Annotated in this window: 14 protein-coding genes; 12 read left to right on the top strand and 2 right to left on the bottom strand. The window is 37.7% G+C overall.

What is annotated here, in order from left to right:
- Positions 1-139: 139 nt before the first annotated feature.
- The 11 genes from N8A89_RS03280 (at position 140) to N8A89_RS03330 (ending at position 10,042) form a co-directional block, all read left to right on the top strand.
- On the top strand, positions 140-562 hold the full coding sequence (locus N8A89_RS03280) for a hypothetical protein (RefSeq protein ID WP_281540965.1): 423 nt from the start codon (positions 140-142) through the stop codon (positions 560-562).
- On the top strand, positions 537-1,325 hold the full coding sequence (locus N8A89_RS03285; protein WP_281540966.1) for a tetratricopeptide repeat protein: 789 nt from the start codon (positions 537-539) through the stop codon (positions 1,323-1,325). Before N8A89_RS03280 ends, N8A89_RS03285 begins: the two co-directional genes overlap by 26 nt.
- Before the next feature lie 401 nt (positions 1,326-1,726).
- Complete coding sequence (locus tag N8A89_RS03290) at positions 1,727-2,734, top strand: medium chain dehydrogenase/reductase family protein (protein ID WP_281540967.1); 1,008 nt, start codon at positions 1,727-1,729, stop codon at positions 2,732-2,734.
- Between the two features lie 437 nt (positions 2,735-3,171).
- A complete protein-coding gene (locus N8A89_RS03295; RefSeq protein WP_281540968.1) occupies positions 3,172-3,480 on the top strand; it encodes a GNAT family N-acetyltransferase in 309 nt (102 codons plus the stop codon).
- Between the two features lie 108 nt (positions 3,481-3,588).
- On the top strand, positions 3,589-3,891 hold the full coding sequence (locus tag N8A89_RS03300) for an antibiotic biosynthesis monooxygenase family protein (protein WP_281540969.1): 303 nt from the start codon (positions 3,589-3,591) through the stop codon (positions 3,889-3,891).
- Between the two features lie 214 nt (positions 3,892-4,105).
- Positions 4,106-4,927 (top strand): amidohydrolase family protein, encoded by an 822-nt coding sequence (locus N8A89_RS03305; protein WP_289644935.1) that lies wholly within the window; start codon positions 4,106-4,108, stop codon positions 4,925-4,927.
- A gap of 564 nt (positions 4,928-5,491) precedes the next feature.
- On the top strand, positions 5,492-6,208 hold the full coding sequence (locus N8A89_RS03310; protein WP_281540971.1) for a CPBP family glutamic-type intramembrane protease: 717 nt from the start codon (positions 5,492-5,494) through the stop codon (positions 6,206-6,208).
- A gap of 252 nt (positions 6,209-6,460) precedes the next feature.
- Positions 6,461-7,441 (top strand): hypothetical protein, encoded by a 981-nt coding sequence (locus N8A89_RS03315; RefSeq protein WP_281540972.1) that lies wholly within the window; start codon positions 6,461-6,463, stop codon positions 7,439-7,441.
- Positions 7,442-7,864: 423 nt separating this feature from the next.
- Positions 7,865-8,671: a LytR/AlgR family response regulator transcription factor gene (locus tag N8A89_RS03320; protein ID WP_289644936.1), complete on the top strand. Its 807-nt coding sequence runs from the start codon at positions 7,865-7,867 to the stop codon at positions 8,669-8,671.
- An 89-nt stretch (positions 8,672-8,760) separates the two neighbouring features.
- Entirely contained in the window at positions 8,761-9,417 is a 657-nt protein-coding gene (locus N8A89_RS03325) for a dioxygenase family protein (RefSeq protein ID WP_281540974.1), read from the top strand.
- Entirely contained in the window at positions 9,410-10,042 is a 633-nt protein-coding gene (locus N8A89_RS03330; protein WP_281540975.1) for a YceI family protein, read from the top strand. The genes N8A89_RS03325 and N8A89_RS03330 overlap by 8 nt, the downstream gene beginning before the upstream one ends.
- A 19-nt stretch (positions 10,043-10,061) precedes the next feature.
- Here the strand turns inward: N8A89_RS03330 and gldC are convergent, their stop codons facing one another.
- Entirely contained in the window at positions 10,062-10,397 is a 336-nt protein-coding gene (gene gldC, locus N8A89_RS03335) for a gliding motility protein GldC (RefSeq protein ID WP_281540976.1), read from the bottom strand.
- The gene (gldB, locus tag N8A89_RS03340) at positions 10,398-11,354 is read right to left on the bottom strand and encodes a gliding motility lipoprotein GldB (protein WP_281540977.1); all 957 of its coding nucleotides are present in this window, start codon (positions 11,352-11,354) and stop codon (positions 10,398-10,400) included.
- Positions 11,355-11,445: 91 nt separating this feature from the next.
- On the opposite strand from gldB, the gene nadE reads away from it, so the two are divergent.
- Positions 11,446-12,234, top strand: a complete 789-nt coding sequence (gene nadE / locus N8A89_RS03345) for an NAD(+) synthase (RefSeq protein WP_281540978.1) — start codon at positions 11,446-11,448, stop codon at positions 12,232-12,234.
- The last annotated feature ends 68 nt before the right edge of the window (positions 12,235-12,302 follow it).

Here is a 12,302-nt window from a genome sequence, read left to right on the forward strand (position 1 = left end):
TCCGCAACTACTCATAGCCGAGACCGTTGTACACAATTATTAAAAATCTTGTTTACTAATTCAAAAGGCTGGTTTACTCATTCAGCTTTTCATTACTCTTATATTAGAAATAGATTTGAATCAACTTATAAACGTCTAAATGAAAGAAAGTTTACTCATATTAATACTCTTAACATTATTATCCTTTTCACAGGAAAAAAATGAATGTGACGAAGAGACAAAGCCCTATTGGTTGTATGGAATAAATAGCCGATTTAAGGGAGAAAGCCCAACTTTAAGAAAGGTTTTTAAAGAAATTCAATTAGCCGAAACTAATATCACACCGAGTAACGGATTCATAACATTAAGACTTAATATCTCGAAAACGGGGAAATTCTGCGCTATTGAAACATTCCAAATCGACGAAAATTATGAGAGTACGGAATTTAATAACGGAAAGTTAGCTAAAGGTCTTGAGGAAATCGCAGTTGGACTAACAGATTGGAAAAGAGAGAAAGATTATAGAACCTATAACCCAATAAGGTTAAAAATTAAAAATGGAAAAATTGAAGAAATTTTTTAAATATTTATTCATTGGTCTAGGCTCTTTAATCCTATTAGTAGTTGTCGGAGTTGCAATTTGGTGGAATACAAAAACCGACGGGGAAAAATCAGACTTATTATTAGGTGCGCATGCTTATGATGCAGCTATTGAGCTTAATCAAGATAATAGCGATGCTTGGATGGAGCGTTCCGTATCGTTTAATGAAGCTGGAGATTTCAAAAAAGGGTTCGAGTATTTGGACCAAGCCGTAGAGCTAGAACCAGAAAAACATTTGGGATATCGAGGTTGGATTAGATTAAGAAAAATGCGTGACTACGACAAAGCTTTGATGGACTTTGCAAGACTTGACAGCCTTACACCAAACGTTGTTGATGCGCCTTGGGGAGAAGACATTGACTTTTTGAGAGGAGAATGCTATTATGGAAAAAGGGACTATCAAAAAGCTATTGAATTATTTAATCGCAATATCAAGAACCAAAAAGAAGACTGGGCAGATATTCACAGTTTCGTTTATTTGGGACTATGTGAATATGAACTTGGGAATTACGAAAAAGCGATTTGTGAATTTCAACGAGCATTAATACAATCGAAAAACATACCTGAATCCTACTTTGGAATAGCAAAATCTTATCAAAAACTTGGACAGATCGAAAAAGCAACAGAACATATTCTTAAAACAGTAGAAAATATAGATTACAAACGAGACGATGTTTACAATGAGTTTTTGAACGAAATTTATCTTTCAGAAGTATTAGAATTCAAACAAGCTCTCTTAAAATAACTCTTTACAACACGGCCTAAGCTTAATGCGGACTTGAGGACAAAGTCGAAAGGTCTGTGTATATTTATGATGTCGCTAAATCTTATGGATTTAGCTTTGGACAAAAAAAGAAAAAGAATAACCAAAAGCTCTAGCTTCGTGGTCGTCGTTTGTTCGCTCCGCTCGGTGGCCCTGTAATTTATATTCCCAATACCATAAAATCCCACAGGAATACGTCCGCTAACGCGGACTCCTTGAGGAACTATGGAGAGAATCCAATCGGAAGACACCTATCCGCCCCATAGTTGGATGGATTTTGTTATATTTCTGTAGAAATCAATGCCAACGCAACAACCCGCCCACTGCCTGCGTAGCTGTTGTGTTTAGCGCTGTAGTTGTGGGCAATTAAAAGACAAACCATAATGAGCTACAGATACATTAGTTTTAACGAATTTGGAGGTCCTGAGGTATTAGGTGTTGAAACAGCGGAAAGACTTCCAGAACCCAATCAAGGTGAGGTAAGGATTAAAGTGCAAGCGACTAGTATCAACTTTACTGACACGTTAATCCGCAGAGGTATTTATCCTGATGTTAAAAAGAAGCCTCCCATTACGCCAGGTTATGACATGGTTGGAGTTGTAGACAAACTAGGTGCTGGAGTTACTGATTTTAAAGTAGGTCAAAAAGTGGCAGAACTGACCGTAATCGGTGCTTACTCAGAATACATTATTCTACCTGCTAAGCGACTAGTTACCGTACAAGAAAATGTGAATTCGACCGAGGCAGTCTCAATGATACTTTCATATGTGACAGCTTACCAAATGCTAACTCGGTCAGTTAAAGTTAAAGAAGGAAGCAAAATTCTTATTCACGGAGCTGGAGGAGCAGTTGGTAGTGCCTTATTACAAATTGGCTCTATCTTAAAGCTGAAAATGTACGGCACTGCATTAGTGGATCAGCATGACATCTTAAAAGAATTAGGCTGTAAACCAATTGACTATAAGTCTGAAGATTTTGTTCAGGTAGTCACGAATTTGGAACCAAATGGACTTGATGCAGTATTTGACCCATTTGGTGGAGACCACTTCAAACGTTCTATTAAAACACTTAACAAAAAAGGCAAACTAGTGGCTTTTGGAGCCTACAATGCAAAAACGAAAATGGACTTGATAAAGAGTTTTTTACGTGTTCAAATATGGAATTTTGCCCCTTGGATGCCTTCTACCAACTTCTACTCCATTGGTTCATGGCATAAAAAGCATCGTGATTGGTTTGAAAGTGACTTAAAAAAGCTTTTTAAACTTCTTTCGGAAAAGAAACTAAAGCCCCTTATATCCAAAACCATCAAATTAGAGGACGCAAAAGAAGCACATAAACTAATTGAAAAAAGAGGATTGAAGGGGAAACTAATTATACAAATGGAAAATTAAAAAAACTGCTCACAACTACACCTATACGCAATGCCCTTCGGGATACTTCGCATGGCTAAACCGGATTAACACAAGGAAAACCCTAAAGGACATCACCTCCGGTGAGCATCGAGCCAAAACTGATATGAACGGCCATTAAAAGTAATTTATTCACTGCTTATTATTTCACGGGTGTTCATCGGTCGCTCCGCTCGGTGGCCCTGTAATTTATATTCCCAATACCATAAAATCCCACAGGAATACGTCCGCTAACGCGGACTCCTTGAGGAACTATGGAGAGAATCCAATCGGAAGACAGCTATCCGCACCATAGTTGAACGGATTTTGTTATATTTCTGTAGAAATCAATACCAAAGCAACAACCCGCCCACTGCCTACGCAGCTGTCATGTTTATCGCTGTAGTTGTGTGTAAGTATCTAAAACCGTAAACTAAATAATGAAAATTAAGATTTCGGAAACTAAAAATATTAACAAGGAACAAATAATCGAATTATATAGAGCAAACAAATGGAGTTCCGCCAACAAACCTGTTGAATTATATAATGCTCTAATGGATTCTCATTCGCTTATTTCTGCATGGAGTGGTAACGAATTGGTTGGGATTGGTAACGCAATTTCTGATGGTCAATTAGTCGTTTACTATCCATATTTATTAGTTCACCCAAATCATAAAGGAAAAGGAATCGGACAAATGATTGTTGCTAAAATACAGGAAAAGTATAAAGAATTTCATATGCAGATGTAAACCGCTGACGGAAAAGCCATTGACTTTTACCAAAAAGTGGGTTTTGAAAGAGCTGGTGAAACAGAACCAATGTGGATTTATAAAGGGAATGAACATTAAATTAAGGATATGATAGCAAGAATATGGCACGGAAAAACTAAAGCCGAACATTTTGAAGAGTATACTGACTTTATGAAATCTGAGGCTATTCCGGATTACAAAAAGACCAAAGGATTTATAAAATTGACATTTCTAAGACGAATTGAAGGGGATATTGCTCATTTCAACTTGATAACTTTTTGGGAAAATCTAGATGTAATCCAAAATTTTGCAGGAGATGATTATGAAATAGCTAAATACTATCATCGGGATAAAGATTATTTACTTGAATTTGAAGAAAAAGTAACTCATTATGATGTATTTGCTGAATGAAAACAACCTACACACAACACTATATAACAAAACATAGATACCCTTCGGGATAGCAACGTTTGTTATATTTACCGTAGCATCAATTAGGAATTAAACCATGAAAAAACTTTTTCTTATTCTGTTAATTGCGATAAATATTAAGTGCTTCGCGCAAGAACCCCAATTACCCATTATCGATATTCACCTTCATGCCTATCAAGAAATTCCTCCAAACGTGAAAGCTTCCTGGGCAGGTGAATCTTATTCACAAGCACTTAGTTCACCGGAAAATGCAGCGATTCATCTTCAAATGGTACTTGATGAGATTGAGAAAAATAATATCAAGTTGGCACTTACAAGTAGCACTTCAGTAAAAGCACTTGAAACATGGCAACAATCCCGACCCGGATTATTTATTACGGGTATTCAAACAAGGGATGATGGCAAACCGATTTTAAGTCCAGACTCTCTCAAGCTATATTTCGATAATAATCAAGTCAATGTTCTCGGAGAATTGGGGCTTCAATATGCCGGTGTTTCACCGGATGACCCAATGATGAAACCATACTACCAAGTTGCAGAAGATAATGGTATTCCAATCTGTTTGCACACAGGATTAGGTCCTCCAGGTGGACCACACACCTTTGCCCCAAAATTCAGAACCACACTTGGCAAACCAACGCTGTTTGAGCCGGTGTTGGTCAGACACCCTAAAATGAAAGCTTTCTTAGCACATGCCGGGTGGCCTTACATTTCTGAAACGATAGCCATGATGTACATTTATCCTAAATTGTACACAGACATTGGAGTCCTGAACTGGGCACTCCCAAAGGAAGCGTTCTACACTGCACTACAACAGTTGATGGATGCTGGATTTGGAAAACGAATCATGTTTGGAACGGATCAGATGTTATGGCCAGGGGCTATTTCGATTGCAGTTAGGACGATTAAAGAAGCCCCATTTTTATCCGAAGAAGAGAAAAGAGACATTCTATATAATAATGCTGCCCGTTTTTTAGAGCTTTCTCCAGAAGCGATAACAAATCACCACAAATGAAAAAATACTAAAAAGATGCTAACAAAAGATAAAATACAATGAAATGTATTTTATTAAGGTCGTTCAGGTCAGTTAGCCAAACCACTTCGTGGTCGTCGTGTGTTCGCTTCGCTCGGAACACCTTCGGTGAACTTTAATCGCTCCGTGCTGCGCACTCCCGCCCGCAAAGTACATTGACCTGAACCACAGCGATAAACCGGATTACCCCATGGGAAGCCCTAAACGACATCACCTCCGTTGGGCATCAAACCAAAACCGACATGAACGGCCACTAAAAGTAATTTATTCACTGCTACTTATTATTTTACGGGTGTTCATAGGTCGCTCCGCTCGGTGGCCCTGTAATTATACTCCCAATACCACGGAATCCCACAAGCATACGTCCGCTCAAGCGGATTCGTTGGCAAACTATGGAGCGAATCCGACTGGAAGATAGCTATCCGTCACATAGTTGGATGGATTTTGTTATATTTTCGTAGAAATCAATGCCAACGCAACAACCCGCCCACTGCTTGTGTAGCTGTCGTGTTTAGCGCTGTGGTTACCAAACATTTTAAGAAAAATTTGTCAGAACTAAAAAACATTTGGAATCTAGCAAAAACTGGATTTGCAAATAAAAAAGAAAGGAGCAACAAAGAACTAATACTCTTCTTATTGAAAATGCTCTTAATTTTAGTGCTTTTCAAAATATGCACATTTGGTCTCGCCTTCCTTTTAGAATCGCTAGACATATTTAAAATACCATTTAATATGAATAAGTCAAGATTTGCAAATTCTAGCGATTTTGAAATATTATTCATGATGGCGGTTTATGCACCAATAATAGAAGAGTTGACTTATAGACTACCTTTAAAATTTTCCAAATGGAATCTTATTATCTCTTTAATGGGTTTGAACTTGGCAATTTTACGAATATTTGGAGAAATAGAATATCTATATTGCTTTGTATCTAGTGTAGGGGGTGGAACTTTGTTTTATTTTTACTTACGACCAAAAAGAGTAACCATACTTCGAGAGTTATGGTTTAAAAATAAGCTTGCTATTTTCTATATCTTCTTGTTTATATTTAGCTTTTTACATCTCAAAAACTATGAAATAACTACAGAGGTCCTATTATTCTCACCTATTATTATTCTACCTAGAATATTGGGGGGTTTAGTATATTCATATATCCGACTAAGTTCTAGTATAATATTGGCTATTTGTTTTCATGCATTTAACAATGGGATTTTTAAAATAATAGCTTTAGTTGCCGCCTGGGCAAATGGACTTTTTAGTTAGTTCACTAGATGAACTTCATTCGAACGACGTTAAAACGAACAACTCAAACGGAGAAAAGCATTTTGGTTACTATGCCTAAAATTAATTGCTTACGGATTTCCTAAACGGAAATAATATGCAAAAAAGCTATCTTTAGGTTCGCATGGATTGTCCTTTGGACTCTTGTGCCTTCCTCTCCCACGCCGAGACCTGGTCATCGGAGGCGAGAACGAACCTTAATCCAATACTTGTACGTAGTTAAACCAATCAAAATTGAAAATACATTTTAAGTTATTCTTTTTACTCGTAACTACCTTTATAAGTACTAAGTCTTTTTCACAGCAAATTGTTGAAAATTACGTACCCGCAAAGAATGTTAGCCTTAGAGTTGGATCGGGCGAAAAAGACTTTTTGCCTTTTATTCAAAAAGGTTATACGCTAATGATTCCGGAAAACAAGGAAGTTAAAGGGGTGCTCATTTTTCTAGAGGATTCCATGTATGACAAAAAGAATAGGAGCGCCAAGCAGCTGTATAATCAAGCATCTGAAAAAGATTTTGCGGTATTGTCAGTTTCAACAGAAATTCCTCTAGACTTTTATTTTTCAAAATCATCTATGGTTTCTACCCATGAGCTAATTAGAGAGGTTTTTAAAACACATAATTTACCGAATGAGAACATTTTCTTTTTAGGAGCAAGTTTAGTAGGACATAGAGCGATGCGCTATATTAAATTTATGAAAGAGGGCGGTTTTGAGTTTCAACTCAACGTAAAAGGCATCGTCATTTGCAATTTTACGCTAGATTTTACGAGAAAATGGTATCAACATGAACGGGATATTAGAATTAACCGAATTGACCTTTGGGAACCGAAATTCATAAATTATTTGTTGGAAACACATTTGAAAGGTACGCCCAAAAATAATCCAGAGAGTTATCACAATTTCTCAGCATACAGCTACTTCGATGAAAAAAATAGAAACGTTAAGACTTACAAAAACTACGCTATTAGAGCGTATATAGAACCTGCCATAAAATATAAGCTAACTAAACAATTAAGAACCTTGTATGAGAATAACTCGACAGATATAGTTGGTTTTTTAGCCGAGTTGGAACTGGCAGGAAATAAGAATACCGAATTAATTGTTCTACAACCCAATGATAATTTATCAGCAATCAAGAATACCCAATCAACTTGGGATGCAATAAATAAAAATGAACTTATGGATTGGGTTTTAAAGCAAACGGAAAAATAATTATGAACGTTTGGACCAATTATAAATAGGGCTTAAGGCTTAGACGAAAAGTTATTCTATATTTTCACGAAGTCCGTAAAATCTTTAGGATTTTGCTTTAAACAATAAAAAACAAAACAAAAAGAATTCGCTATGTGCAAGGCGAAAAGCAAACGCCAGTTTGCCCACGTAGTGTCCGTAGTTCAATCGTTGTAAACAACTAAAACAAAAAGTTGAAAGTCGCATCAAACAAGTTGATAACGAATTAAAAAACTAACGAAAGCACAACAGCGGCTATAAATCATTCTTGAGAATCCCTCAAACAAAAATCCTGGATATTTACTAACTTAGGACTAGGGCAAACAGCTTTCTAAGACTTTTCAAAACACAGTATAGTTGAATAGATTGTTTGCTAAGGCAATTTTACCTAAGCTGAAAATGACAATGGAACAAACCGTTTACATACGGGAGAAATTTAAAATTCCAAAAGTTGGTAAAATACCGCTGTATTTTTTTCTTGTAGGCGTTGTTTTCCTGTCAGCGGTACTTCAAGACTACATTTACAGTTACATAAAGCAAACGGGGTTTTATATATCGGAATCCATGCTTTACAATACGTTTTGGCTTTTGTTCATCCCTTTTTCTGTTTCAATAAACCGACTTATCAGAAAAATTAATCCCAAGAACAAAGTGGGCAAACTACCCTTAAATCTAGTCGCTGGAATCGCTTTTAGCTTTATCCATATTCTATTTTTTACAGCTTTATTCTTTTCTGTAATTAATTTAGTGTTTACGCCTCCGCATCGGTTTTCTGCTATTTTTAATACTGCCCTTTCCAATCAATTCTACATCGTCCTATTGTGGTACACTATTTTTCCTGCAATTTTTATTTCTAAACACAAGCAAACTAACATATTCCATCACTATTCCGAAAAAACAAAGCTTAAAATCGGTAGGAAAATCATGACTATTCCAACAGCGACAATTCAGCTTATTATGACGGATAAGCCTTATGTTAAGGTTTGTACGAACAACCAAAAATTTCTTGACAACAAGAGTTTAAAAGAATTTGAATCTGAATTGGACCCGGCCATTTTTTTAAGAGTGCACCGCTCAGCAATCATAAACGTTACGTACCTAAAAGAACTAAAATCCAGAAATAATGGGGATTACGACGCGAAACTTGAGAACGGTCAAATCATCAGGTTAAGCAGGCACTACAGGAACAATTGGCATCAACTACTCCAGTAAACCTATTATTCCCTCCACTTAGATAGGTGTCTCAAATCTGTTGCGTGATCATATGATTTATCACCTACATTTATTGGAAAACTTCAAAAATGCTACGATTATTTAAAATAGGGATACTACTATTAACTTGGCTGAACTTGTCCATTTGCCATGCACAAACTCCAAATGAACAGATAAATATTTTAAGTGATGATTTTGACAAATCGCCACCGTTTTACCACAAAATACCAGAACGTTTATTGTCAACCGACACTAGTCCTGCATTCGACGAAAAAGGCCAGAAAATCCTGCTAACGGGAACAGTATATAAAACAGACGGTAAAACACCGGCATCAAATATCGTTCTCTACTATTACCAAACAGATCCCAGTGGGGTTTACGCTATTAAAGAAGATGAAGAAAGGAACATGCCCAAAAACAAATTGGGCCAAACCCATGGCTACATTAGAGGTTGGCTAAGGACCGACGAGCTAGGAAGCTATTCAATCTACACCATAAAACCAGGCAGTTATCCAAGCAGGGATGAACCTGCCCACATTCATGTCACGATTAAGGAAGAAAAAATTCCAGAACCGTATTACATAGATGATTTTGTATTTGACAACGACCCGCTTCTAACATCAGAAAAAAGAAAAAGATTAAAAAATAGAGGAGGAAGTGGTATTATCCAATTTATACGGAAAGATAGTATTTGGGTTGGCACGCGTGATATCATTTTAGGCCTAAATATTCCCAAGTATGAATAGGATGCTCGTAATTTTGATATTGTCGCTGTTTATTTCTTGTATGGGGAGACACAATTCCAAGGCTCAAAAAGCGACGATAACAAATACGAAATTAAAACCCACAGCATTGATTGATGGGGATACCACTTATATTGACAAGGTAAATTCGAACATTCATTGGAAAGGAACAAAAATGCGAGGAGCGGGAAAGCACGAAGGTGAAATCGATTTAAAAAACGGTTATTTAATAAGTGAATGTGGGCAATTGGTAGGTGGTAAATTTGTGGTAGACATGACCACCATACTAGTAACGGATATTCCGGAGCACGAAACCATTCCAAGGAACAACTTGAACAACCACCTAAAAAGTCAGGATTTTTTTGACGTGGAAAAACATCCAAACGCTGAGTTCCAGATTACAATCATTGATCAAACAACTGCTGACAGCCTAAAAGTTGCAGGATTCCTAACCTTGAAGGATGTGACTAGACATATTGAGTTTTTCGCAAACTATGAAAACGACACATTCGCCACAAAGTTTACCATCAACAGATATGAATGGGATATTGCCTACACGGGCAGTTGGTCCGATAGGACGCTTGTGGACAAGAATATAGAAATGAACATTACCCTGCTGACAGAATAATGGTTACCTGGCTCTGCGCCTACCGTTTTAATTCCATTTTCTCCGCAAAATAATCACAGAAATCCTTCATGGTGGCCGTCATTTTTTCATCTTGGGTGGCCTTCATAAAAGTATTGGACAACGAAACCAAGGTTTGGTGAAAAAAGATTTTCATTTCGTCTACGGGCATATCCTTGGTCCATAAGTCAATTTTCAAGGATTCCTGATTCTTACTGTCCCAAACAGATAACAACATTGCTTTTGCATCTTCATTATCTATTCCCCCATCTTGAGCGGACCAAGACAATTTTTCCGGTACACGGTTTTCATCCAATCCTACGATCAAAGTTATTTCCGATGTGTGCAAATCTGCCATTTAGTTTCTAGGTTTGTAGTTTGATTTTTTAAACAATTCTTCTGCCGGCATGGCCAGTAACTGTTTTAGACCAATATCATTATTCTCCATAAAGGAACGTACAATTTGCAATCCAATGTACCTGCCCAACCTTCCTGGTGACTCGTTATCCAGCTCCAGACCAAATTTTGAAAATGGTGCAGGGTCTAAAAACCTGAGGTTTAATTTATTGTCCGTACTGTACAAATATTCCTGCTCAACAAAATTTCGCCAAATAGGTTCTTCATTGGCAATGGCCCAATCCATTTCCTCCTCGGAATATCCAATCTTGACAGTATCGTCAGCTTCCGGCATCAGCTTATCCTTTACATACAGTTCCTTGCCAAAATAGACCATTCGCGCCAAAAAGGTACGATCTCGTGGTCTGGGCACTACTTTCTTTGCAAAGGCACTGGCAACGTCGCTCACCAAATATTTACGGTCAAGACCCTTGGCAATATACCGCTGAAAGCCTCCGTAAAATTTATGCTCAGCACCCAAATAATTGTCCAGTCCAATTAGTAGTAAAGAATCTGTAAGTATGACCCGGTTATTGTAATCCACATCATTCGTCACGGTAATAACATGCGGTGGCACGAATTCGGGAAAATAATACTTGGCATACCTGAACATTTCCTGTAATCCCAATTCCTCATCCTCAAAACTGCGAAAGGTATTCCCTACTTCCTGAAACAACTCCACCTGCAAGGAATCCTGCATTTTCATTATCCAGATGCTGTCCGGTGCGGGAAACAGATACGGATATGTCGCTCTTAAACCAGGAAGTCCCTCTGGAGTGGCCTCTGCGAATTCCAGGTCAAAACGTGATAGTTCCAGGTCCATTGGGATTTTTGCCACTTCGGCAGCCACCTTATCGCTATCATTACAGCCAATAAATAGCATTAAAATTGATAATACGGTAAAAATGGTTTTTTTCATACGAAGTATTTCCAATTACATTTTATTTTTCAGCGAGTACAGTTTATTTTTAGTGCAAAGTTAATCGATTTAAACAAATATTGATAGGGATATGCAAACTGAAAAAGTGATAGACCACATAGTGGATTGGTTAAGGGATTATGCCACCAATGCCAAGCAGAAGGGATTTGTGATTGGTGTATCGGGCGGTATAGATTCTGCCGTGACCTCAACCCTTTGTGCAAAAACGGGACTGGACCTGCTCTGCTTGGAAATGCCCATACATCAGGCAGAAACTCAATCGGATAGGGCATCTAGGCATATTGATTGGTTGCAGGCTAATTTTGAGAACGTAAAACGACAGCCCGTAAACCTTACCCCTATCTTTGATGGTTTGGTAGCCGCATTCCCTACCGTTGCAAATGAAGAGGAACGCTTTATGTCTTTGGCCAACACACGTGCACGGCTGCGCATGACGAGCTTGTATTACTTTGCGGCCCTGAACCGTTATCTCGTTGCCGGTACCGGAAATAAGGTTGAAGATTTTGGTGTAGGGTTTTATACCAAATATGGAGATGGAGGTGTAGATTTAAGTCCGATAGCCGATTTGTTAAAAACAGAAGTATATGAAATCGCAAAGTTCTTGGGTGTGAACGAAGAAATTATAAAAGCCCCTCCAACAGATGGACTATGGGGAGATGACAGGACCGATGAAGACCAGATAGGTGCCTCCTATCCAGAATTGGAATGGGCCATGAGAATGAAAGACGAAGGTAAGACCATAGATGACTTTACGGGCCGTGACAGAGAGGTGTTCTCTATATTCAGTAGGTTTAATTCGATGAATCAACACAAAATGCTGCCCATTCCCATTTGTATAATTCCAGAAACGTTAAAATAAACCACTCACCTAACAATCAGGTATATAAAACGAGTTTTTGCTTACAAATTAATGGTTTAAAGAAAAAT

The sequence above is a fragment of the Maribacter aestuarii genome (assembly GCF_027474845.2).
Taxonomy (GTDB): domain Bacteria; phylum Bacteroidota; class Bacteroidia; order Flavobacteriales; family Flavobacteriaceae; genus Maribacter; species Maribacter aestuarii.